This window comes from Rhodococcus sp. PSBB066 (assembly GCF_017068255.1).
GTDB lineage: Bacteria > Actinomycetota > Actinomycetes > Mycobacteriales > Mycobacteriaceae > Rhodococcus > Rhodococcus aetherivorans.
On the sequence record NZ_CP070859.1, the window covers coordinates 1 to 22,077 of the forward strand.

The following is a 22,077-nucleotide window of genomic DNA, read 5'->3' on the forward strand; positions in this document are numbered from 1 at the left end:
AGTGCTCTACCACTGAGCTAAGGAGGCAGTCGAGCGGCCCCATCATATCGGTAGCGCCCGCTCCACATGCGACCGGCCGGGTTCGTTACGGTGGATCCATGGCTGCTGTTACCGCGCGCATCGCCGAACACCGGACGGACGGGAGCACGTAACGGTGGGGACGCTGGCAACCGCCTTCGGGAAGCTCGTCCTCGACCGTCGCGCCACCCTCGACACCATCACCGAGGCGCCGGCGCCGCTGCAGCCGATCGACCTGACCGACGACGCGACGGTCGCCGAGGCGCTCGACGTCGCCGTCCGCGTCGGCGAGGTGCTGCTGGCCGCGGGCACCGGTGCGATCGACACCTCCGAGCAGGTCCGTTTCGTCGCCGCGACGTACGGCCTGGCCCAGTGCGACGTGGACGTCACCTACAACTCGATCGTGCTCTCGGCGTACCGGGGGCCGACGATGCCGCCGGCGAGCACGATGCGCGTCGTGCAGTACCGGTCGATGGATTTCACGCGGCTCGCCGCGGTGGACCGGCTGACCCGGCGCATCCGACGGGAGGCGATCTCGCCGGCGCAGGCCCGCGAGGATCTGCTGGCGATCACGACGGCGCCGCACCCGTATCACCGCTGGGTGGCGACGTTCGCGTGGGCGGCGATGGCCGCGTCGATCTCGGTCCTGCTCGGCGGTGGCGCGCTCGTGGCGGTGATGGCGTTCGCATCCACGGCGGTCATCGACCGGACGAACCGCGTCCTCAACGGCATGGGCCTGCCGTTCTTCTTCCAGCACGTCGTCGGCGGCATCATCGCCGCGACGCCCGCGATCCTGTTGTTCAACCTGCGCGAACCGTTGGGTGTCGACGTGCCGCCGGGCCTGATCATCGCGGCCGGCGTGACGGTGCTGCTGTCGGGACTGTCGCTGGTCGGTTCGGTGCAGGACGCGATCACCGGGGCACCGATCACCGCGTCGGCGCGGTTCTTCGAGCTGGTGATGATGACCGGCGGAATCATCGCCGGCGTGGCGACGGCGCTGAAGGTGATGGAGGCGCTCGGCGCGGAGCTGCCGGTGATCAGCAACGATGCGCTGCCGACGGCGACCGCGCTGCCGGTGAAGGTGCTCGCCGGTGCGGCGTCGGCGTTGTTCTACGCGCTGGCGTGCTACGCCGAGCGACGGGCGCTGACGGCCGCCGCGCTCGGCGGTGCGGTGGGCAGCCTCGTGTTCTTGATGTCGATGGAGTTCGCGGTGGGTCCGATCATCTCGTCGGCGACCGCCGCGACGGTGGTCGGCTTCGCCGGTGGCTTGATGGCGCGACGGGCGCTGACCCCGCCGCTGGTGGTGGCGGTCGCCGGTATCACCCCGTTGCTGCCGGGCCTGTCGTTGTATCGGGGCCTGTACGCGGTGATCGGCAGCGAACTGCTGCTCGGGCTGACCGCGCTGTTCTCGGCGTTCGGCATCGGGTGCGCGCTGGCGGCAGGGGTGACGCTCGGCGAGTGGCTGGCCCGCACGGTCCGGCATCCGCGGAGCGTGCTGCGGGCGGGGTCGCTTCGCCGGCCGCAGTTGCGCCGCGTCCGGCGGGTGCGTCCGTACCGGGGCTCGAAACGCCACGAGAGTCACTCCGCGGGTGGTGCACCCCCGGCGTGACTCTCGGTCGACGCGGTTACCGCGGCAGGTCAGGCGCCCGCGTTGCGGGCCTTCTCGTCTGCCTCCATGGCGTCACGCAGGCTCTTCGGCCGCATGTCGGTCCAGTTCTTCTCCACGTACTCGACGCATGCTGCACGCGACTCCTCCCCGAACACCACGCGCCACCCCTGCGGCACCTCGGAGAAAGTCGGCCACAGCGAGTACTGCTCCTCGTCGTTCATGAGGACGTAGAAGCGGCCGTCTTCGTCGTCAAAAGGATTCGTGCTCATCTCGCCTCACTTGTCGCATAGGTGTGCTGCTTTCGTACCCTAGCAAGCCCGGGGGTCCGGTCATGACCCGCTGGTAGTTTTCCTCCGCGCCGCTCGAGGACGGATCCGAGGATCTCCCCGGACCGGATCGCCACGTTCGACAGCAGCGACGCCGTCAACCCGTGGGTCTTCTCGGTGCCGCCCTGCAGATAGATCCCGGCACGGACGTCGCCGGCGGTGGGCAGCCGGTAGTCCCGGTCGACCGTGCGCAGCGGCGACGACGCGGAAGCGAGGGCGCCGAGCAGGGGCGGCAGCGGGGCGGGCTCGAACCCGGTGGCGAGGACGACGGCGTCGCACATCAGGGTGTCGGTGAGTCCGTCGATCGTGCTGCGCACGTCCACCTCGATTCCGGTGGTCGACTCGGTGACCGCGGCGATCTCGGAGGCGCGCCGCATGAACAGCCGCCGCCGTCCGCTGACGCGTTCGCGGTACTCGGCCGCGTACAGCGCGGTGATCAGGTCGGGGTCGACGACGGAGTAGTTGGTGCCGCGGTGCAGGGCGAGCAGTCGTGCCCGCTCGGTCTCGGGTGCGGCGTGCAGTTCGTCGACGGTGGCCGGGTCGAAGATGCGGTTGGCGTACGGACTGTCGTCGGCGGGGCTGTAGCCGAAGCGGGCGAAGACGTTGTGCACTTCGGCCTGCGGATAGTGGCTGTGCAGGTACTGCACCACCTCGGCGGCGCTCTGGCCGGCGCCGACGACGACGAACCGCTGGTGCACGGGCGCGGGCATCTCGGCCAGATGGAACAGGAACCGGTGGTTGTGGAAGCAGCGCGCGGTCTCGGTGGCCCACGCGGGGATGCGGGGCCGCAACCCCACGCCGACGACGACGTTCCGGGCGTGCACGACGGTGCCGTCGGCGGTGTGGACGGCGAGGCGGTCGGCGATGCCTGCCTCGTCGTGCACGGCCTCGACCGCGGTGACTTCGGTGCCGTAGCGCACGTCGGCGTCGACGCGGCCGGCCGCCCACTGCAGGTAGTCCTGGAATTCGTGCCGCGTCGGGAAGAACGTCTGGTGGTTGACGAAGTCTACGAGCCGGCCCCGGTCGTGCAGGTAGGCGAAGAAGGTGTAGGGACTCGTGGGGTTGCGGAAGGTGACCAGGTCCTTCGGGAAGGCGATCTGCATGGTGGCGCCCTCGAGGAGCATGCCGGGATGCCACGCGAAGGCGGGTTGCCGGTCGAAGAACCGTGCCCGCACGGGATCGTGCGGGGCGTCGGCATTGTGTTCTTCGACGGCGATCGCCAAAGCGAGATTGGCGGGCCCGAATCCGATCCCGACGAGGTCGAGGAGTTCCGGTGGTTCGCCGTCCGGCGACGGCGAGTCACCGCTGTCGTTGCAGGATCGGTCGGTCATTGGTCGCTCTTCCGTGCTCTGGGGCCGCAGCCGCGGATGGATCGATCGCACAAGAAGATAGCTCAGGCTACCCTTGGTTTGGTTAGCCTACCAATCATTGAGGTCGGCTGGGGAGGCTGCGCTGCACCCTCCCGGCCCGGCTCCGGCCCGCCCTAGTTGCGCTCCTCCGCCCGCGCGAACAGGTCGCCCTTGCGGATCTTGCCGGTGGCGGTCATGGGCAGCGCAGCCACGAATTCGACGATCGGCACCTTGTAGCCGGCCATGTTCTCCCGCGCCCACGCCACGAGCCCCTCGGCCGTGACGGCCGTGCCGGGGACCGGCTGGACGAACGCGAACGCAACCTGTCCCCTGTCCGGATCGGACTTGGGGACCACCGCGACCGTCGCGACGTCCGGATGCATGCGCAGCAGCGCCTCGACCTCGGCGGGAAAGACGCTCATGCCGTTGGTCTTGATCATCTCCTTGTTGCGGGCGAGGTAGTGCAGCGCGCCCCGCTCGTCGAACCGACCGACGTCACCGGTGCACAACCAGGCGCCCTGGAACGAGTCCGCGGTGGCCTCGGCGTTGCGGTAGTACCCGGTCGTCACCGAGGGGCTGCGCACGATGATCTGCCCGGTCGCGCCGATCGGCACCGGAACGCCCGTCTCGTCGACGATCAGGATGTCGGTGCCCGGCACCGGCAGGCCGCAGAACACGGGCTCGCTCTCGAGGTCGACGTCGCCGTCCTGGAAGCCGAGGGTGAAGGTGTCGGCGGTGTTCGTCTCGGTCATGCCGTAGCTCGCCTCCCGCAGGGTGTGGCCGGTCGCGTCGCGCCACCGCCGGCGGATCGCCGGATCCAGCTTCAGCACGAACGACACCGCCATGGCGTTGTCGAGGCTGGCGGCGCGGCTGCCGTCGAAGCCGGGCGCCTCCAACAGCTCCACGTAGTTGTCGACGGTGCCGACCGTGCTGGTGACTCCGTGCCGCTCGACGAGGGCCGGCGCGGCGTCCGCGTCCCACCGGGTCATCAGCACGACGGTGCCGCCGTTGACGAGGGGATTGAGGATGCCGAAAACCTCGCCGGCGATCCAGAACATGGGCAGGTAGTTGAGCACCACCGTCGTCTCCCCCACCCGGCGGCCGCCGCCGACGGTGGCCGCGGCGGCGGTGTAGACCATGTGCCACTGGGTGTGCTCACAGCCCTTCGGCATGCCGGTGGTGCCACCGGTGTAGTTCAGCGCGGCGAGCGCGTCCGGATCGGTCGCGACGGCAGGAGCGCGGGGGCTGTCGACGATGCCCGCCCAGTCGCCGACGGCGGGATCGGCGACCGGGAAGGGCGGTGGCACCTCCCCCGGCGCCACACCGGCGAGCATGTCGCCGAGGGCGGTGACGGCGACGTGCCGCACAGGGGTGCGCGGCCGGACCGCTTCCACGAGCGGGAGCAGTTCGGGCTGCGTGAGCAGGATCGTGACGCCGGCGTCGGCGAGCTCGTGGGCGAGTTCGTGCTCGCGCAGCATCGGGTTCACGGGCACGTGGACGGCGCCGATCTTGAGGATCCCGAGCATCGCGACGTGGAACTGCGGGCAGTTGCCGAGGTGGACACCGACGCGGTCGCCGGCCCGGGCGCCGCGGGCGAGCAGCCAGCCGGCGAACCGGTCGGAGAGGTCGTCGTACTCGGCATAGCCGACGGTGCGACCGTAGAACTCGATCGCGGGGGCGTGGGGACGCACGCTCGCCCAGTGCCGCAGGTAGTCCACGAGCCCGCGACCCTCGATCGGGTACTCCACCGTGCGCGGCACCTCCGGCGGCCAGTGGGCCTCCTGCACCCGCCGGATCTCGGCGAGCGCGGCCTCGAGCGCATCGGAATCGGTGGGGACCGTGTCGAGCTGGCGTGTCATGTCGACCTTCCGTTTCTCGGGGCATCCGCGACGGCCGGGGTGATCCCGGTCACCCGCCATGTATAGTTGAATCCGGTGTCGGATTCAACTGCCCGGAATTCTCGCGAGGAGTCCGAATCACCGCACCGCAGTAGACGTTCCGCTGCCGAAAGGAATACGCATGGCGTCCGTGAACAAGCAGGTCCGATTGGCGCGACGACCGGTCGGCCGCCCCGACGAGTCCACCTGGGACATCACCACCGCACCCGTTCCGCGGCCCACCGACGGCGAGTTCACCGTCCGCGTCGAGTATGTCTCCCTCGACCCCGCCATGCGGGGGTGGCTGAACGACGTCCGTTCGTACATCCCGCCGGTCGCGATCGGCGAGATCATGCGCGCCCATGCCGTCGGCCGGGTACACGAATCCCGGCACGACGACTACAAGGAGGGGCAACTCGTCTCGGGACACTTCGGGGTGTGCGACTACGCCGTCTCCGACGGTAGCGGCGTCGTCCCGGTCGACGAATCCCTTGCGGCCCCGCCGGTGTGGCTGGGCGCCCTCGGATTCCCTGGCATGACAGCATATTTCGGCCTCGTCGACGTCGGGCGGATGAAGCCGGGCGACACCGTGCTCGTCTCGGGCGCCGCCGGGGCCGTCGGCAGCATCGCCGGGCAGATCGCCAAACTGAGCGGGTGTCGCGTCATCGGCATCGCCGGCGGGCCCGACAAGTGCGCGTGGCTCACCGACGAACTGGGCTTCGACGCCGCCATCGACTACAAGGCCGGTTCCGTGGGCCGGGCGCTGCACGCCGCCGCGCCGGACGGGATCGACATCTACTTCGACAACGTCGGCGGTGAGACGCTCGACTCGGCGCTCGCCGTGCTGCGCAAGAATGCGCGAGTCGTGTTGTGCGGTGCCATCTCCGGCTACAACGCGACCGACCCGCAGCCGGGGCCGTCACGCTACCTGTCCCTGCTGGTGAACCGGGCCTCCATGGCCGGGTTCATCGTCTTCGACTACCTCGACCGCTTCCCCGAGGGCATGGCCGCGGTGTCGGAGTGGATCCGCCGCGGCGAACTGGTCACCCGCGAGCAGGTCGAGAGCGGCGGCGCCGAGGCCTTCGGGCGCACGCTCAACATGCTGTTCGACGGCGCGAACACCGGCAAGCTCGTGCTGAAGATGACCGACGACGCCTGAGGGCTCGCGCGGGGTGGTCGAGTGTCGGGCCCGCCACCCCGCGACCGGCCCCAGCGATCAGTTCTCGAACCGGTAGACCGCGTAGGCGGTGCGGATGACCGGCTGCGCGACGTTGCGGACCCGCACGCCGCCCGGGGTGGTGCCGCGCTCGCACCCGGCGTGCGCGTGCCCGTGCACGGCCAGGTCCAGGTGGAACTCGTCGACCGGTTCGCCGAGCAGATACGACCCGAGGAACGGGTAGATCTCGGCGGGTTCGCCGCGCAGGGTGTCGCTGATCGGCGAGTAGTGCAGCAGCCCGACGCGGACGTCGGCACCGTCGAGCTCGGCGACGGCGCTGCGGAACCTGTCGGCCAGTTCCACGGTGTGCCCGGCGAACTGCTTCATCTCCGGCTCACCGAACGCGCTCGCGCACTTGCCCGCGAAACCCCCGCCGAATCCCTTGGTCCCCGCCACACCGAGCCGCGCCCCGTCCACCTCGAGGACGACCGACTCACCCTCGAGCATGACGATGCCCCGGTCGCGGAGCAGTTCGGTGATCTCGTCCGCGGCGTCGCTGTGGTAGTCGTGATTGCCGAGCACCCCGACGACGGGCACCGGCAGGTCGCCGAACTCGTCGGCGACGACGCGCGCCTCGTCGACGGTGCCGTGCCGGGTGAGATCACCGGCGAGCAGCAGCACGTCGGCATGCTCGTGCAGGTGTTCGAGGGCGGGCCGCAGATGGCCGCGGGCGTCCTCGGCCAGGTGTACGTCGCCGACGGCGGCAATCCTCATCGCAGTTCCTCCACCGAGGTTCCGGGGTCGCGCGAGTCGACCACGTGCACGTCGTTGTGGACGGTGACGTCCGGTAGCTGTTCCTGCACCACCAGGGTCAGCGCGTCGCGGCGTGCGGCGCTGGCGACCTCGCCGGTCAGGTACACGTCGGTGCCGCGGATCGTGACGCGCACGCCCTGTTCGGCGGTGCGGGGATCCTCGGCCAGGGCGCGGTGCAGGTGCGCCACCACATACTGCGGGTGATCCTGCTCCGGGTGTTCGTGACTCATCGCCGGACCTCCGAGCCGGGTTCGATGATGCCCAGGTCGGCGAGCAGGCCGAGGAAGGCGCGGGCGTACGGCGACGCCGCCGTGGCGGTGGCCACCTGGGCCCAGTCCACCTGCTCGCGCAGGGCGCGGGCGATGCGCAGCAGCGGCGCGAAGTCGCAGCGGTGCGCGTCGAGCACGTTGAGCTTGTCGCTCATCAGGTCGGTGCCGCTGATCACCGGCGCCGCGGTCGGGCCGATGCGCATCCACTGGGCGCGGGCGAGCATCGAATCGTCGACGTCCCGGTCGTTGGGGCGGAAGATCAGGTCCACGAGATGCTCCCCCTCGTAGACCTTGCTCAGCCAGTTCTCGGGCGGATCGACCGGACGCATGCCGGCGGCGACGAGCGCCTCCCGCGCGGCGTCCACGTCCCGGGGGCGGACGAACAGGTCCACGTCGTGGTCGGACGCGGGCCCGCCGCGCGCGTACACCGCGCATCCACCGCCGACCGCGAACGGCACTCCCGCTTCGTTGAGGGTGTTCGCCGCCTTGGTCAGCACCTGCAGCAGCTGGGTCTCCTTGACCGACTCGTCCGGCGAACCCGCGACGTCGACCGTCGTGGCGTCGGGGCTGTGGGGCTGTGCGTTGGTCATGGGTGGCGGGTACCCGCGCGCCGACGGCTCACACCTGACCGGGCACTCGTCCCGTCACGAAGCCGAACCGCTCGGCGAGCTCGAGGCGCGTGGTGTCGGCGTCGGTGTGCAGCACGCCGGCGATGCCGATCCGCGCCGCCCCGTCGAGGTTCTGCTGCAGGTCGTCGACCATCACGGCCTGCTCGGGCGCCACCCCCAGCCGCTCGCACGCGAGGGCGTAGATGCGGCGCGACGGCTTGCGGATGCCGATCTCGGCGGAGATCACCACCTCGTCCGCGAGCGCGGCCAGGTCGAAGCCGGCATAGCAGTCCCGGCCGAAGGCGTTGGACACCAATGCGACCGGCACGCCGGCCGCCCGGAGGTCGTCGACGAGGGCCACCGTCCGGTCGTCGCGCCGCATCCCGGCCTGCATCCGGGCGGCGAGTCCCTCCGCGGTCACGGCCGCCCCGTGGGCGCGCAACCGCTCGGCGAAGCCCTGCTCGAACTCCTCCGCGTCGATGCGCCCCGACTCGTGCTCGGCGAGCAGCCCGCGCGAGATCGGGTCGCCGCCGAGCAGCCGCAGCGGCAGTCCCGGATCGCCGAGTGTCGCGCCGAACTCCTCGAACGCGGCGAACACGCTCGTGGTGATCACCCCGCCGAAGTCGACCAGGACGGCGGTGCGTTCGGAGATGGGTGCAGCGAGGTTCATTCCGCCCGGCCTTCCGCGCGTCCGGCGCCGACCGCCGCGGCGCGCTCGGTGTGGAACCGCACCATGCCCTCCTGCGCGACGGCGGCGACCAGTCGTCCGGCCGTGTCGAAGATCTGTCCCTGGATCAGGGCGCGCCCCGATTCGGACGACGGCGACACCTGATCGAACAGCAGCCATTCGTCCACCCGGAACGGCCGCAGGAACCACACGGCGTGATCGAGGGACGCTCCCTGGATCGGCCTGTCGGGATGCGGTAGGACGGCGATGTCGAGCAGCGCCATGTCGCTGCAGTACGTCAGGGCGCAGGCGTGCAGGACCGGGTCGTCCGGCAGGGGGGTGCGGTGCCGTATCCACAACCGCCGGCGCGACGGCACGTCGGGCGTGGCCTCGTCCGCAGGGAGCCAGCGGCGCTCCCAGTCGTCCCATTCCGGGAAGTCGTACCACGCGGCCCACGGGCGGCCGTTCTCCGCGATCTCTTCCGGTCCGGCCGTCGCCGGCATGGCCGCCTGATGGGTGTACCCGTCGTCGCCGCGGTGGAACGAGGCGGTCAGTGTGAACACCGTCTCGCCGTCCTGGACCGCGGTGACGTACCGGGTGCGGAAGCTGCCGCCGTCCCGCACGGCGTCCACCCGATAGTCGGTGGGGTCGAGCGGCCGGCCGGGGCGCAGGAAGTGCCCGTGCACCGAGTGCACGCCGAACTCGGGCGGCACGGTCCGTGCCGCCGCGGAAAGCGCCTGCCCGGCGACCTGGCCGCCGAAGGTCCGCTCCATCTCGGTCGGCACCGGGTCGGCGCGGAACGTCGCCGGGGCGATTTCGCGCAGGCCCAGAACCTCGTCGATGCTCGGCACGTGTTTCCCTCCTCGGGTCAGGACGACGCGACCCTGCGCATCTCGCGGCGCAGGATCTTCCCGCTGGTGGTCTTGGGCAGCTCGTCCAGGATCTCGACCGACCGCGGGGCCTTGTAGGTGGCCAGCCGGTCGCGGCACCACGCCACCAGCTCGTCCGGGTCGACGTCCTGGTCCGGGCGCAGGCTCACGAACGCAGCGACCGACTCGCCGCGGTAGGAGTCGGGCACGCCGACGACCGCGGCCTCGCGGACCGCCGGATGCCGGTAGAGCACGTCCTCCACCTCGCGGGGCCAGACCTTGAACCCGGAGGCATTGATCATGTCCTTCTTGCGGTCGACCACGTACACCCAGCCCTGTGCGTCCATGAAGCCGACGTCACCGGTCAGCAGCCGCCCGCCCGGGATGGATTCGGCGGTGGCCTCGGGCAGGTTCCAGTAGGCGGGGACGACCATGGGACCCTCGACGGCGATCTCCCCGACCTCGCCCGGTCCGAGGTCCTTGCCGTCCTCGTCGACGATGCGCACCATCGCGGTGGGCAGCGGCAGGCCGATCGACAGCGTGCCCGAGTCCGGATCCACCGGCGCCTCGCGGCCGGAGGGCACGACGACACAGGGCGCGCTGGTCTCCGTCAGGCCGTAACCGTTGCGGATGTAGAGGCCGGTCCGCTCGCGGAAGCGCTCGACGATGGCCGGTGGCAGCGGCGCGCCACCGGAGTTGAGGGTCAGGAGCGACTCGAACGCGTCCGACGAGAACGACGGATGCGCCAGCAGCGCCATGTACGCGGTCGACGGGCCGACCATGAACGCGGGCCGCTCCCGCTTCAGGACGTCGAGCACCACCCCGGCGTCGAAGCGGTAGGCCAGCACCAGCGGACCGGCCAGTTCCACCGCGGTGAGCAACTGGACGACCATCCCGGTGATGTGGAACAGCGGCGCGAGAGCAAAGATCGGCGAACCCGCCGGAATCTCGTCGTACAGGCGCAGCAGTACGCAGTTGACGGTGAGGTTCGCGTGGGTGTTGGTGGCGCCCTTGGGCAGTCCGCTCGTCCCGGACGTGTAGGAGACGAGCGCGATGTCGTCGGGGACCAGGCCCGGATCGGGGACGGGGCGGCCCGCCCACTCGCGGGCGACCTCCAGTAGGTCGGGGACGCCCGGCGTACGGCGGCGCTCGACGCCCGCGAAGAGCCGCTCGTCGTTCCGGGTCTGCAGGTCCAGTTCGCTCGCGGTCAGCGCGATCGTCACGCCCGCCCCGGCGGCCCGCTCCGCCACCCGGTCCGCCCACGCCTGTTCGCCGCACACGACGGCGACGACGCCGGCGTCGGTGAGGATGTGGTCGAGTTCGTCCTTGTACATCGGGTTCAGCGGCACCACCGCGCCGCCGGCCTTCCACGCGCCGAACAGCGCGAGGACGAACTGCGGCACGTTCTGCAGGTACACGGCCAGCCGGTCGCCCCTGCGGAAGCCGTGTTCGAGCAGGTAGGCCGCCACGCCGTCGGTCAGCTCGTCGACTTCCCGATAGGTCAGCGTCGCACCGAGATACGTGATCGCCGGCCCGTCCGGCGCGGCGGCGACGGCGTCGGCGAACACCTCGAGCGTGGTCCGCCGCGGGACGGGTCCGACCTCGGCCACGCGGGGATCGTACTGGGCCATCCAGGGCCTGTCGTCGTACCAGCTCATCGTGGCGGCACCTGTCCTTTCGTGTGTTGTTGCAGCGCAATCGTTTCGGTCACGAGACCGGCAGGCCGACGAGGTCCGCCAGCCGGGCGCGGTGCCGGGACGGGACGCCGAGCGCGAGCTGATCGGCCTTGGCCCGCTTGAGGTAGAGATGCGCCGGGTACTCCCAGGTCATGCCGAGGCCGCCGTGCAACTGGATGCACTCCTCGGCAGCGTGGACGGCGACGTCGCTGCAGTAGGACTGGGCGACCGCCGCCGCGATCGCGGTGTCGTCGTCGCCGCGTGCGTACGCGTCGGCCGCGTACCGGGCGGCCGACAGCGCCGCGCCCACCTCGAGCCACAGATCGGCGAGCCGGTGCTTGATCGCCTGGTACGAACCGACGGCGCGGCCGAACTGGCGGCGCTCCTTGACGTAGGCGACGGTGGTCTCGAGGCACCACTGGGCCACCCCGAGCTGCTCGGAGGCGAGCAGCACCGCCCCGCACTGCAGCGCCTCGGTCACCGCGGCGGCCGCGTCGCCGCCGTCGACGCGGGTGGAGGCGGCCCCGGCGAACTCGACGTCGGCGATCGGCCGGGTCATGTCCAGCGACAGCACCGGGGTCACCGTGACGCCGGCGGCGTCCGACCGGACGGTGTGCAGTTCGAGGCCGTCCGGCCCCGCGACGGGGACGACGAGCACATCGGCCTCGTGTGCCCCGGCGACGCTGGTGACCCGTCCGGTCAGGCCGTCGGCCGTGCGATGCACCCCGGTGATCGCGGCGTCCGGCGCCGTCGACAACGGCACGACGAGGGCGCCGGTCGCGGCGCCCTCCGCGAGGGCCGGCACGGTCCCGGTGTCGCCGGCGCGCAGCAGGGCGACGGTGGCGAGCACCGCGCTCGACAGGTACGGCACCGGCGCGGCGGCCCGGCCGATCTCCTCCATGACGACCGCGGCCTCGCGGGTGCTCGCGCCGGCGCCGCCGAGCGACTCGGGCACCAGCAGCCCCGCCAGCCCGAGTTCGGCGGCGACCGTCTTCCACACGCCCGAGAAGTCGGCGGGCGCGGCGTCGTACGCGGTCACCACGACGGACGGTGGGCAGCGATCGGTGAGCACGCGACGGACGCTGTCCCGCAGGGCGTCCTCGGTGTCGGAGTACAGCAGGTCGGTCATCGCGCCAGGTCCTTCCACGGAATATCCTTGTCCACACGGTGTTCCGGCGGCAGCCCGAGCACCCGCTCGGCGACGACGTTGCGCAGGATCTCCGACGTGCCGCCCTCGATCGAGTTGCCCTTGGCGCGCAGGTACCGGTATCCGGGTTCACGGCCGGTGAAGTCCACCGCCTCAGGCCGGCGCAGGGTCCAGTCGTCGTATCGGAGGCCGTCCTCGCCGTGCAACTCCACCTCGAATCCCGACACGGTCTGGGCGAGGCGGGCGAACGCGAGCTTCATGCCGGAGCCCTCCGGACCGGGCTGGCCCGCGGCGAGCTTCTGGCGCAGGCGTTCTCCGGTCAGCCGGGTCACCTCCGCCTCCACCCACAGCCGCATCAGCTGGTCGTGCCGCGCCGGGTCGCGCAGCTCGGGACGCTCGCGCCACGTCGCGGCGACCTTGCCGATCATGCCGCCCTCGCGGGGCGCGCCGGAGCCGATCGCGACGCGTTCGTTGTTGAGGGTGGTCGTGGCGACGCGCCAGCCCTGCCCCTCGTCGCCGAGCCGGTTGGCGTCGGGTACCCGCACGTCGGTGAGGAACACCTCGTTGAACTCGGCCTCGCCGGTGATCTGCCGCAGGGGCCGCACGTCGACGCCCGGATCGCTCATGTCCAGCAGGAAGTACGTCAGGCCGGCGTGCTTGGGCACGCTCGGGTCGGTGCGGGCCACCAGGATCGCCATCTGCGCGTTCTGCGCGCCCGACGTCCACACCTTCTGGCCGTTGACGATCCAGTCGTCGCCGTCGCGGACCGCGCGGGTCGCGACGGCGGCCAGGTCGGAGCCGGCGCCGGGCTCGCTGAACAGCTGGCAGTAGATGTGCCGTCCGGTGTAGAGGGGACGCAGGAACCGGTGTTTCTGCTCCTCGGTGCCGAACGCCGCGATGGTGGGCGCGGCCATGCCCAGGCCGATGCCGTTGCGGCCCGCGGCGGGCCGGGGTGCTCCGGCGGCGGCCAGTTCGGCCTCGACCTGCGCCTGGTGACTCTGCGGCAGGCCGAGTCCGCCGTGGCCCGGCGGGAAGTGCACCCAGGCGAGACCCGCGTCGAACCGAGCGCCGAGGAAGTCCTCCGGCCCGGTCGTGCTCGGATCATACTGGTCCAGAAGATGTTTCACGCGCCCGGAGAGGTCGCGCGAGGTCGTCTGCTCGTCGGGGGACATCGTCGTCTCCTGCGTGTCGAGGGTGGTGGGGGCGTCAGATGCCGGCTTCGTCGGCGATCTCGCGGGCCTTGTGGACGAGAGCGTCGATGCGCGCGACCGTGGGAGTGCCGGCCGCGGCCTTGTTCTGCGGTTCGTCGAGGGCGCGGCGCATCACACCCTCCGCGATCACCGCCACCTTCCACAGCCCCAGCGCGTGCCAGAACTTCAGCGCCGCCGGGTCGCGGCCCGTCTCGTCCAGGTAGACGGCGGCGAGTTCGGCGCGGCTCGGGAAGCCCTCGAGGGTGGAGGCGGGGAAGTCGCCGCCGGTGTCCTCCCCCGGCTCGGGCCAGTACGCGAACAACGACCCGACGTCGGCGAGGGGGTCGCCGACGGTGGACAGTTCCCAGTCCAGCGCGGCGACGACGTCACCGCTCTCGCACGAGGTGATGACGTTGCGCAGGTGGAAATCACCGTGCACCAAGGTGATTTCGTGCTGTGGCGGCACGGCGGCCAGGAGCCGGCGGGTCAGGTCGTCGAGTTCGGGCAGCTCGCGGGTCTTCGACTTCTCCCACTGGCCGGCCCAGCGGTGCAGCTGCCGCTCCGCATACGGCTTGGGGCGGGCGAGGGCGTCGAGCCCCGTACGTTCGAGGTCCACGGCATGGATCCGGCCGAGCGTCCGCGCGAGCGACAGCCCGATCCGGCGGCGGCGCTCCGGCGTCAGGGATTCGGCGACGGACATCCGGTCCACCACCTGTCCGTCGACGAACTCCATGAGCACCAGCGGCACGTCACTGAATGCCGGATCGTCGGTGAGCCCGAACACCTTCGGCGTCGGCACGTCGGTGCCCTCGAGCGCGGAGAGGATGCGGGCCTCGCGCGCGACGTCGTGCGCGGACGCCAGTAGGTGCCCGAGCGGCGGTCGCCGCAGCACCCACCGGCGGCCGTCGCCGTCCTGCACCAGGTAGGTCAGGTTCGACTGTCCGAGCCCGATGCGGTCGAAGGTCAGCGGCGCGGTGTGCTCGATGCCGAGGTCGCGGAACCAGCGCAGGATCGCGTCCGGGTCGATGCCGACGGTTTCACGCAGGGGCATGGGCACTCCCGGGCAGGGCGGCGAACGCGGGGGCGCGCCGCTCGAGGTGACTGGCGACGCCCTCGGCGACGTCGGGACCGCGGAAGGCCTCGCGCATCAGGCGGTCCGCGGCGGCGAGCGCGTCCGGGTAGGACCGGTCGGCGTCGTCGCGCAGCTGCTGCTTGATCGTCGCCATCGACCGCGGCGAGCAGTGCGCGGCGAGGTCGGTCGCGTAGGCGACGGCGGCGTCGACGACGTCGCCGGTGGTGACGAGATGGTCGAGCAGGCCGATCCGGTGGGCCTCGTCCGCGTCGACCATACGGCTCGACAGGAGCAGGTCCGTGGCGCGGCTGTGGCCCACGAGGCGGGGCAGCAGCCAGCTGATGCCGTACTCGGCGATGAGCCCGCGGCGCGCGAACGCGGTGGTGAACCGGGCGGTCGGGTCGCCGAAGCGGACGTCGCAGTAGAGAGCCTCGACCAGGCCGAGTCCCGCGACGGGTCCACGGATCGCGGCGACGAGCGGTGTGCGGACCCGCAGCGGGAAGTCGCGCGGGCGTGGCCGCATCAGGTCGTCGTCCGACGCGTCGGCGACGTGGCGCAGGTCGTCGAGGTCGGCGCCGGAGCAGAATCCGCGGCCGGCACCGGTGACGACGACGGCCCGCACCTGCGGGTCGTCGTCGGCCTCGGCGAGCAGGTCGAAGTAGCGGTCCTCGAGCGCGTTGCTCCAGGCGTTGAGCTTGGCCGGCTGGTTGAGAGTGAGCAGGGCGACGGGGCCGCGCCGCTCGGTCAGGACCAGGTCGTCGGTGGTGGCCACGCCGCGGGTCGCCGCGGCGGGTGCGTCGGTCATCCGGGTGCTCCTTCACAGCAGGGAGTCACGTAACTTGACGTCAGATTCAAGTTGCTGAGCGCTCGCATAGTTTGCGCCCGAGGCGGTGTGATGTCAATCGCTCGGGCCATCCGGATGTGACCGGGGCAGGCGGCCCGGGCCACGGTCGGCGCGGGCTCGACGGGGCTTGCCCGATCCCCGAGTCCCGGGTCGCCGGCGGGCGGAGGACCCGGTCAGGGCCCAACGGCGTCTGGGGCGCGTGGACCGCGCCCCGAATTTCCCCGGTGGTCCGGCACGGCACGTACCGATCGGTGCGCGAGGCGAGTAAGCATGAGGGATCCGCACCGAATCCGAACGAGCAGAGAGGGCGCGATGGCTCAGGTGGATGCCGCGAGCGAGCCGATCGGCCTCGACGCAGCGCGCGTCACCGCGTGGTTCGTCGAGCACCTCCCGGACGTCGCACCCCCGTTGCACTTCGAACTGATCACCGGAGGCCGGTCCAACCTCACCTACCGGGTCCGTGACGAGGCGGGGACGCGTTGGGTCCTGCGCCGGCCGCCGACCGGGGAACTGCTCTCCTCCGCCCACGACGTCGTGCGGGAGTGGCGCATCCTCGACCTGCTCGCCGGCGGCCCGGTGCCGGTGCCGCCGGTGACGGGCTGCTGCACCGACCGGTCGGTGACGGGAGCGGACTTCTACGTCATGAAGCACGTCGAGGGCATCGTCCTCGACGATGCCGAGACGGTCGCCGCGATCCCCCGGCCGAACCGACCGACCGCCTCCCGCAGCATCGTGGACACCCTCGCGGTGATCCACGCGGTGGACACCACGACCGGACCGCTGGCGCAACTGCGCAAACCGGGCAGCTACCTCGAGCGCCAATTTCGGCGCTGGAGCCGTCAGCTCACCGCCGGCGGTGTCGGTCCCGGGCCCGTGTGGGACGTCCACGAGCTCCTGACCCGGAAGCTGCCCGCCGAACGGTGGACCGGGTTGGTGCACGGCGACTTCCGGCCGGGCAACCTGCTGATCGGGACCGACGGGCAGGTGCGCGCGGTTCTGGACTGGGAGCTGTGGACCATCGGCGACGTGATGGCCGACCTCGGGTGGCTCACCGCCACCTGGGCGTCGGCCGACGTGATCGGCTGGGCGCCCGATCCCGCCGACGGTTTCCTCGACGTCGACACGGTCGCCTCCCGGTACGCCGACACGACCGGCCGTGACCTCGACGACCTGCGGTATCACCAGGGCTTCGCGCTGTGGAAGCTCGCAGCCATCGCGGAGGGTGTGGCGGCGAGGTTCCGCGCCGGCGCGATGGGCGATCAGGAGGTCGACATCGACGCCCTCGCACAGCGTCCGGCGCAGCTGGCCGAGATGGCCCGCGCGGTGCTCACGGGGCGAGGGCCGGGCTGACGCGACGCGAGTGCGGGCGGTGCGGCGGCCCGATCCGGGTGCGCGTCCGGACGATCGTCCCTCACCCGGACCGCCGGGGGCGGTGGCGCAGCAACTGGGTGAGACGATGCGCCTGCCGGAGCAGCAGTTCCCCGAGTTCGGGACGACGGTCGGCGCGGAAACGGCTCTCCACCCCGGTGATGCTCAGCGCCCAGGCCGGCGCGTCCCGGTGGTCGAAGACGGCGGCCCCCATCCCCCAGCTTCCCTCCACGAGCAGGGCGGGATTGGTGGAGTAGCCGGCCAGGCGCGTCGCGGCGATCCGTTCCTCGACGGCCTGCCGGCTGTGGTCCGGCCCCCACCCGGCGGTCAGGTCGGTACGGGACAGATACTCGTCGATGTCGCGGTCGGACAGGTGGGACAGGATGACGAGCCCCGCGGACGCGACACCGAGGGGCAGCCGGATCCCGACGTGGAGGACGTGGGAACGCAGCGGGAAGCTGCCCTCCTCGCTGGCGAGGCACACGGTCTCGTCCCCGCGCCGGGCGGACAGGAAGGCGCTCTCGCCGGTCTCCCGTGCGAGGTCGCGCAGGATGTCGCGGGCGAGGTCGGTGATGTCGTAACGGCCGGCCGCCAGCGAGCCGAGCAGGTACAGCTCGGGCCCCAGCGACCATCGACCGGTCTTCGGGTCGCGGTCGACGAGGCCCTCGTCGGTGAGCGAAGTCAGCAGGCGGTGCGCCGTCGGGCGCGCGAGGTTCGTCGCCCGGGCCAGATCCGAGGTCGACGAGCCGGTGGGCTCGTGCCCGGCGATCGCGCGCAGCAGCGCGCTGACGCGGCCGATCACGTGGGGTCTCTGTGCCTCCTCCATGACACGAGAATACGTCTACTCAGTGAACGCCGTCGAAATCGACGTTCCGATGGGCGAGCAATCTCGAATGCGCCGCTCGCAAGGCCTTGAAATCGGCAAACACAGAGCATGTAGTGGTACTCGACCGATGCGTCATCGTCCATTGAATGAACGCATCCTGCACCGGGGTCCGGAGGGACCGAAGTCTCGAGAAGGGGTCTGTGATGGGAACGAAAGTGTTCGACACGCCCGCGGCCGCCGTCGCGGACGTGTCCGACGGCGCGACGATCGCCGTCGGCGGGTTCGGGTTGTGCGGCATCCCCGACGCCTTGATCCGCGCGCTGGTCGAGTCCGGCGTCGGCGATCTCGAGGTGTTCTCCAACAACTGCGGCGTCGACGACCACGGCCTGGGCCTGCTGCTGAACGCGCGCCAGATCCGCCGGGTCACCGCCTCCTACGTCGGGGAGAACAAGGAGTTCGCCCGCCAGTATCTCGCCGGTGAGCTCGAGGTCGAGCTCACCCCGCAGGGCACCCTCGCCGAGCGGCTGCGCGCCGGTGGCGCCGGCATCCCCGCGTTCTTCACCCCGGCGGGTGTCGGCACCCCCGTCGCGGACGGCGGACTGCCGTGGCGGTACCACGTCGACGGCTCGGTGGCCGTGGCCTCCCCGCCGAAGGAGACCCGGGCCTTCGGCGACAAGCGGTACGTGATGGAGGAGGGCATCACCGCCGACTTCGCGCTGGTGCACGCCGTCAAGGGCGACACCGCCGGCAACCTGATCTTCGACAAGACGGCGATGAACTTCAACCCGCTGGCCGCGATGGCCGGGAAGGTCACGATCGCGCAGGTCGAGGAACTCGTCGAGCCTGGCGAGCTCGATCCCGCGCAGGTGCACCTGCCGGGAATCTTCGTGCAGCGCATCGTCGAAACCGGTCCGCAGGACAAGCGGATCGAGAAGCGGACAGTCCAGGCAACGGAAGGGGCGGCACGATGACCGGCACCAAGGGATGGACCCGAGACCAGATGGCGGCCCGCGCGGCCGCGGAGATGATCGACGGCGAGTACGTCAACCTGGGCATCGGGCTGCCGACGCTCATCCCCGGTCATCTTCCGCCGGACGTGCAGGTGACGCTGCACTCGGAGAACGGCATCCTCGGCACCGGCCCGTACCCGACCGAGGAGAACGTCGACCCGGACCTGATCAACGCGGGCAAGGAGACGGTCACCGTCAATCCCGGTGCCGCATTCTTCGATTCGGCATTGTCGTTCGGCATGATCCGCGGCGGGCACATCGACACCGCCGTGCTCGGCGGCATGCAGGTCTCCCGGACCGGCGACCTGGCCAACTGGATGGTTCCCGGCAAGATGGTCAAGGGCATGGGCGGCGCCATGGACCTGGTGCACGGCGCCAGCCGCGTCATCGTGGTCATGGAACACACCGACCGCGACGGCAATTCGAAGATCGTCGACACGTGTTCCCTGCCCCTCACCGGCCAGGGTGTCGTCGACCGGATCATCACCGACCTCGCGGTGATCGACGTCGTCGGCGACGGGACCCTCGCGCTGCGCGAGCTCGCGCCGGGCGTGACCGTCGACGACGTCGTTGCGGCCACCGCGGCGCCGCTCGAGATCCGCATCGACGAGCTCGTCTGAGAGAAGTAGTCGAATACCACTGCTCGACAACAAGATCGGAGACCCCATCGTGACCAGTTCTGTCATCGTTGCCGGAGCCCGGACCCCGATGGGGCGTCTGCAGGGCGCCCTGAAGGACCTCTCCGGTTCGGACCTCGGCGGGGTCGCCATCGCCGGTGCCCTCGCCAAGGCCGGGGTGGCCCCGGAGCAGGTCGAGTACGTGATCATGGGTCAGGTGCTCACCGCCGGCGCCGGCCAGATCCCGGCCCGGCAGGCCGCGGTGGCCGCCGGCATCCCGATGGACGTGCCCGCCCTGACCGTGAACAAGGTGTGCCTGTCCGGCATCGACGCGATCGCGCTGGCCGACCAGCTCATCCGCGCCGGCGAGTTCGACATCGTCGTCGCCGGCGGCCAGGAGTCGATGAGCCAGGCCCCGCACCTGCTCGAGCACTCCCGGGCCGGGTTCAAGTACGGCGATGTGACCCTGCGCGACCACATGGCCTTCGACGGGCTGCACGACATCTTCACCGACCAGGCCATGGGCAACCTCACCGAGGCCGCCAACACCGGCACCCGGTTCGTCTCCCGCGCCGAGCAGGACGCCGTCGCCGCCGCCAGCCACCAGCGGGCGGCCCGCGCGCAGAAGGACGGGCTGTTCGACGCGGAGATCGTGCCGGTGTCGATCCCGCAACGCCGCGGCGAGCCGGTCGTGGTCACCGCCGACGAGGGCATCCGCCCGGAGACCACCGCCGAGTCGCTGGCGGCGCTGCGGCCGGCGTTCGCGAAGGACGGCACCGTCACCGCCGGGTCGGCGTCGCAGATCTCCGACGGGGCGGCCGCGGTGGTGGTGATGAGCCGGGCCAGGGCCGAACAGTTGGGTCTGTCCTGGCTCGCCGAGATCGGCGCGCACGGGGTGGTCGCCGGCCCGGACTCGACGCTGCAGTCCCAGCCGGCCCGGGCGATCGCCAAGGCCTGCGCCCGGGAGGGCCTGGACCCGGCCGGGCTGGACCTGGTGGAGATCAACGAGGCGTTCGCCGCGGTCGGGATCGCCTCCGGCCGCGAGCTGGGGCTGGACCCGGCCCGGATCAACGTCAACGGCGGCGCCATCGCGCTGGGGCACCCGCTGGGGATGTCCGGGGCCCGGATCGTGCTGCACCTGGCGCTCGAACTGGCCCGCCGCGGCGGCGGTGTCGGGGCCGCGGCCCTGTGCGGCGGCGGCGGCCAGGGCGACGCCCTCATCGTCCGCGTCCCCAAGGCGTAGGACCCGCGACCTCGAGGATCCGTCGAGGACCGTCACGTTCGGGCGGAGGCGACACGATCGCCTCCGCCCGAACGCGTGTCCGGGGACCCTGTCGCGCGCCGGCCGGCGCGCGACGCGGTCGACCGGGTATGCGGGACAGAGCTTGAAGTGCGAATGTCCCCTCGCTCCGAGATAAGGCGGCGGCCAGCGCGTCCGGGTTGGCGAGGATGAGGGCGATCCCGTCGCTGTCGCTGTCGGATTCGACCTCGGTGTGCGCATGCCTCCAGGCCCGAATAGGAATCGAAAGATACTGTTCGGCAACGGTTCCGAACGTCATCGGTGAACCCGCTCGGGAGCCGAACCGGTCACCGCGGCACCGAGCGCGCGGGACATCCGCGCACTCTCGAACACCGTCGGTGCCCGTAGCAGAGCCAGGACGACGGAGGCGAGCGAGTACTCCGCGCCGGCGGGCAGGTGCCGCACAGCCCCCGCTGCCCCGCACACGGTGACGGTCAGCGCGGCGACCGCGACTCCGATGCCGGCGCCGCGAGCGTGAGGAGATGCGCCGAGATTGCCGCGTTCACCACGACGGCCGCGACGACATCACGAGAGGCGCCCGCGGGTTCTCAGCGGTCGACGACGGTGGTGTCGAAGTGGTAGCGCGACGCGCGGTAGCAGTGACTACCGAACTCCACGGCGGTTCCCGAGTCGTCGTACGCGGTGCGGTTCATGGTGAGCAGGGGCGCGCCCGTCTTCTCGTCGAGCAGGCCGGCCTCCTCGCGGGTGGCCGCTCGCGCTCCGATGCGCTGGCGGGCCAGCCGGATGTGCACGCCGCGCGCACGAAGCGACTGATAGAGGCCGTGATCCTCGAGTTCGTCCGCATCCGGCGCGATCGCGACCGGTAGGTGGTTGTTCATGATCGCCAGCGGTTCCCCGCTGGTACACCGCAGCCGGCGGATCGACACCACCTCCGCGTCCGGCCCGAGATTGAGTTCGAGCGCGACCTCCTCGGCCGGAGGGCCCACCCGATAGTCGAGGAGCTTCGTGGTGGGGGTCTGCCCCGCGCGGGCGAGGTCGTCGAACAGGCTGGTCAGCTCCACGGGACGGTGGACGGGACTCTGGACGACCTGCGTGCCGACCCCGCGCTTGCGTACCAGCAGACCCTTGTCGACGAGTTCCTGGATGGCGCGCCGGGTGGTCGGGCGGGACAGATTGAGCCGCTGCGCCAGCGCGAGCTCGTTCTCGAACCGGTCGCCGGGGGCGAGATCCCCACCAAGGATGGCCTTTTCGATGGCCTGGGCAAGCTGGAAGTACAGCGGTACCGGGCTCGAACGGTCGAGCTCGACTGCGAGCTGTGCACTCACGGACCACTCCGATCTCCAGCGAGGCGGCCCGGCGGACCGCGGATTCAGCTGAAGTGTATGTGAACACGGACATACGCTTGATTGCAAGTCAATATGTCAGGACAAAGCATTGACACGCGCCGGTGACATGGCGCACAGTTTCTGTGGACGCCGCGATCCCCGCGGACTGCCACCATCATC

The 22,077-nt window shown here is 71.2% G+C and carries 21 protein-coding genes; 6 read left to right on the forward strand and 15 right to left on the reverse strand.

The annotated features are described in order from the left end of the window. Nucleotides 1–154 precede the first annotated feature (154 nt). Nucleotides 155–1,627, forward strand: a complete 1,473-nt coding sequence (locus tag JYA75_RS00005) for a threonine/serine exporter family protein (protein ID WP_203329563.1) — start codon at nt 155–157, stop codon at nt 1,625–1,627. A gap of 29 nt (nt 1,628–1,656) precedes the next feature. Here JYA75_RS00005 and JYA75_RS00010 read toward each other — a convergent pair whose 3' ends face one another. The 3 genes from JYA75_RS00010 to JYA75_RS00020 form a co-directional block, all read right to left on the reverse strand. Beyond that, nucleotides 1,657–1,896 carry an MbtH family protein gene (locus tag JYA75_RS00010; protein WP_003936798.1) on the reverse strand — a complete coding sequence of 80 codons (240 nt, stop codon included), beginning with the start codon at nt 1,894–1,896 and terminating at the stop codon, nt 1,657–1,659. After that, on the reverse strand, nt 1,893–3,284 hold the full coding sequence (locus tag JYA75_RS00015) for a SidA/IucD/PvdA family monooxygenase (RefSeq protein WP_050034598.1): 1,392 nt from the start codon (nt 3,282–3,284) through the stop codon (nt 1,893–1,895). The genes JYA75_RS00010 and JYA75_RS00015 overlap by 4 nt, the downstream gene beginning before the upstream one ends. A gap of 152 nt (nt 3,285–3,436) precedes the next feature. Then, nucleotides 3,437–5,161, reverse strand: a complete 1,725-nt coding sequence (locus JYA75_RS00020) for an AMP-binding protein (protein WP_203329564.1) — start codon at nt 5,159–5,161, stop codon at nt 3,437–3,439. Nucleotides 5,162–5,321: 160 nt separating this feature from the next. On the opposite strand from JYA75_RS00020, the gene JYA75_RS00025 reads away from it, so the two are divergent. After that, complete coding sequence (locus tag JYA75_RS00025) at nt 5,322–6,338, forward strand: NADP-dependent oxidoreductase (protein WP_050034596.1); 1,017 nt, start codon at nt 5,322–5,324, stop codon at nt 6,336–6,338. 57 nt (nt 6,339–6,395) lie between these two features. Here the strand turns inward: JYA75_RS00025 and JYA75_RS00030 are convergent, their stop codons facing one another. The 10 genes from JYA75_RS00030 to JYA75_RS00075 are packed head-to-tail and all read right to left on the reverse strand — an operon-like array spanning nt 6,396 to nt 15,451. Then, the gene (locus JYA75_RS00030) at nt 6,396–7,109 is read right to left on the reverse strand and encodes a metallophosphoesterase (protein WP_050034595.1); all 714 of its coding nucleotides are present in this window, start codon (nt 7,107–7,109) and stop codon (nt 6,396–6,398) included. Then, nucleotides 7,106–7,378: a BON domain-containing protein gene (locus tag JYA75_RS00035; protein ID WP_050034594.1), complete on the reverse strand. Its 273-nt coding sequence runs from the start codon at nt 7,376–7,378 to the stop codon at nt 7,106–7,108. Before JYA75_RS00035 ends, JYA75_RS00030 begins: the two co-directional genes overlap by 4 nt. After that, complete coding sequence (locus JYA75_RS00040) at nt 7,375–8,007, reverse strand: nucleotidyltransferase (protein ID WP_050034593.1); 633 nt, start codon at nt 8,005–8,007, stop codon at nt 7,375–7,377. Before JYA75_RS00040 ends, JYA75_RS00035 begins: the two co-directional genes overlap by 4 nt. 28 nt (nt 8,008–8,035) lie before the next feature. Further along, nucleotides 8,036–8,695, reverse strand: a complete 660-nt coding sequence (locus JYA75_RS00045; protein WP_006942885.1) for an HAD family phosphatase — start codon at nt 8,693–8,695, stop codon at nt 8,036–8,038. Then, a complete protein-coding gene (locus JYA75_RS00050; protein ID WP_029541176.1) occupies nt 8,692–9,543 on the reverse strand; it encodes an acyl-CoA thioesterase II in 852 nt (283 codons plus the stop codon). Before JYA75_RS00050 ends, JYA75_RS00045 begins: the two co-directional genes overlap by 4 nt. A gap of 17 nt (nt 9,544–9,560) precedes the next feature. Further along, complete coding sequence (locus JYA75_RS00055; RefSeq protein WP_029541173.1) at nt 9,561–11,219, reverse strand: AMP-binding protein; 1,659 nt, start codon at nt 11,217–11,219, stop codon at nt 9,561–9,563. A gap of 49 nt (nt 11,220–11,268) precedes the next feature. Next, nucleotides 11,269–12,366 (reverse strand): acyl-CoA dehydrogenase family protein, encoded by a 1,098-nt coding sequence (locus JYA75_RS00060; RefSeq protein ID WP_006942879.1) that lies wholly within the window; start codon nt 12,364–12,366, stop codon nt 11,269–11,271. Beyond that, the gene (locus JYA75_RS00065; protein ID WP_203329565.1) at nt 12,363–13,556 is read right to left on the reverse strand and encodes an acyl-CoA dehydrogenase family protein; all 1,194 of its coding nucleotides are present in this window, start codon (nt 13,554–13,556) and stop codon (nt 12,363–12,365) included. Before JYA75_RS00065 ends, JYA75_RS00060 begins: the two co-directional genes overlap by 4 nt. Nucleotides 13,557–13,590: 34 nt before the next feature. Next, nucleotides 13,591–14,625, reverse strand: a complete 1,035-nt coding sequence (locus JYA75_RS00070; RefSeq protein ID WP_043801613.1) for a phosphotransferase family protein — start codon at nt 14,623–14,625, stop codon at nt 13,591–13,593. Beyond that, nucleotides 14,612–15,451, reverse strand: coding sequence for an enoyl-CoA hydratase-related protein (locus tag JYA75_RS00075; RefSeq protein ID WP_203329566.1), 840 nt, complete (start codon nt 15,449–15,451; stop codon nt 14,612–14,614). Before JYA75_RS00075 ends, JYA75_RS00070 begins: the two co-directional genes overlap by 14 nt. Before the next feature lie 351 nt (nt 15,452–15,802). Here JYA75_RS00075 and JYA75_RS00080 point away from each other — a divergent pair, with 351 nt between their 5' ends. Next, the gene (locus JYA75_RS00080) at nt 15,803–16,840 is read left to right on the forward strand and encodes a phosphotransferase family protein (protein WP_029541167.1); all 1,038 of its coding nucleotides are present in this window, start codon (nt 15,803–15,805) and stop codon (nt 16,838–16,840) included. Nucleotides 16,841–16,901: 61 nt separating this feature from the next. On the opposite strand, the gene JYA75_RS00085 is transcribed toward JYA75_RS00080, so the two are convergent. After that, the gene (locus JYA75_RS00085) at nt 16,902–17,684 is read right to left on the reverse strand and encodes an IclR family transcriptional regulator (RefSeq protein WP_043801479.1); all 783 of its coding nucleotides are present in this window, start codon (nt 17,682–17,684) and stop codon (nt 16,902–16,904) included. Nucleotides 17,685–17,887: 203 nt separating this feature from the next. Here JYA75_RS00085 and JYA75_RS00090 point away from each other — a divergent pair, with 203 nt between their 5' ends. Genes JYA75_RS00090 through JYA75_RS00100 form a run of 3 tightly spaced genes read left to right on the forward strand, consistent with a single transcriptional unit; the run spans nt 17,888 to nt 20,554 of the window. Further along, nucleotides 17,888–18,655 carry a CoA transferase subunit A gene (locus JYA75_RS00090; RefSeq protein WP_029541161.1) on the forward strand — a complete coding sequence of 256 codons (768 nt, stop codon included), beginning with the start codon at nt 17,888–17,890 and terminating at the stop codon, nt 18,653–18,655. Then, the gene (locus JYA75_RS00095; RefSeq protein ID WP_006942868.1) at nt 18,652–19,314 is read left to right on the forward strand and encodes a CoA transferase subunit B; all 663 of its coding nucleotides are present in this window, start codon (nt 18,652–18,654) and stop codon (nt 19,312–19,314) included. The genes JYA75_RS00090 and JYA75_RS00095 overlap by 4 nt, the downstream gene beginning before the upstream one ends. 49 nt (nt 19,315–19,363) lie before the next feature. After that, the gene (locus JYA75_RS00100; RefSeq protein ID WP_161995413.1) at nt 19,364–20,554 is read left to right on the forward strand and encodes an acetyl-CoA C-acetyltransferase; all 1,191 of its coding nucleotides are present in this window, start codon (nt 19,364–19,366) and stop codon (nt 20,552–20,554) included. Nucleotides 20,555–21,159: 605 nt separating this feature from the next. Here the strand turns inward: JYA75_RS00100 and JYA75_RS00105 are convergent. After that, nucleotides 21,160–21,897: a GntR family transcriptional regulator gene (locus JYA75_RS00105; protein ID WP_203329567.1), complete on the reverse strand. Its 738-nt coding sequence runs from the start codon at nt 21,895–21,897 to the stop codon at nt 21,160–21,162. Nucleotides 21,898–22,077: the final 180 nt, after the last annotated feature.

Coding starts and splice junctions, on each gene's coding strand:
- JYA75_RS00055 (WP_029541173.1), bottom strand. CDS start 11,219: ATGAGCTGGTACGACGACAGGCCCTGGATGGCCCAGTACGATCCCCGC.
- JYA75_RS00020 (WP_203329564.1), bottom strand. CDS start 5,161: ATGACACGCCAGCTCGACACGGTCCCCACCGATTCCGATGCGCTCGAG.
- JYA75_RS00040 (WP_050034593.1), bottom strand. CDS start 8,007: ATGACCAACGCACAGCCCCACAGCCCCGACGCCACGACGGTCGACGTC.
- JYA75_RS00075 (WP_203329566.1), bottom strand. CDS start 15,451: ATGACCGACGCACCCGCCGCGGCGACCCGCGGCGTGGCCACCACCGAC.
- JYA75_RS00085 (WP_043801479.1), bottom strand. CDS start 17,684: ATGGAGGAGGCACAGAGACCCCACGTGATCGGCCGCGTCAGCGCGCTG.
- JYA75_RS00030 (WP_050034595.1), bottom strand. CDS start 7,109: ATGAGGATTGCCGCCGTCGGCGACGTACACCTGGCCGAGGACGCCCGC.
- JYA75_RS00065 (WP_203329565.1), bottom strand. CDS start 13,556: ATGTCCCCCGACGAGCAGACGACCTCGCGCGACCTCTCCGGGCGCGTG.
- JYA75_RS00045 (WP_006942885.1), bottom strand. CDS start 8,695: ATGAACCTCGCTGCACCCATCTCCGAACGCACCGCCGTCCTGGTCGAC.
- JYA75_RS00060 (WP_006942879.1), bottom strand. CDS start 12,366: ATGACCGACCTGCTGTACTCCGACACCGAGGACGCCCTGCGGGACAGC.
- JYA75_RS00070 (WP_043801613.1), bottom strand. CDS start 14,625: ATGCCCCTGCGTGAAACCGTCGGCATCGACCCGGACGCGATCCTGCGC.
- JYA75_RS00025 (WP_050034596.1), top strand. CDS start 5,322: ATGGCGTCCGTGAACAAGCAGGTCCGATTGGCGCGACGACCGGTCGGC.
- JYA75_RS00010 (WP_003936798.1), bottom strand. CDS start 1,896: ATGAGCACGAATCCTTTTGACGACGAAGACGGCCGCTTCTACGTCCTC.
- JYA75_RS00095 (WP_006942868.1), top strand. CDS start 18,652: ATGACCGGCACCAAGGGATGGACCCGAGACCAGATGGCGGCCCGCGCG.
- JYA75_RS00080 (WP_029541167.1), top strand. CDS start 15,803: ATGGCTCAGGTGGATGCCGCGAGCGAGCCGATCGGCCTCGACGCAGCG.
- JYA75_RS00035 (WP_050034594.1), bottom strand. CDS start 7,378: ATGAGTCACGAACACCCGGAGCAGGATCACCCGCAGTATGTGGTGGCG.
- JYA75_RS00015 (WP_050034598.1), bottom strand. CDS start 3,284: ATGACCGACCGATCCTGCAACGACAGCGGTGACTCGCCGTCGCCGGAC.
- JYA75_RS00090 (WP_029541161.1), top strand. CDS start 17,888: ATGGGAACGAAAGTGTTCGACACGCCCGCGGCCGCCGTCGCGGACGTG.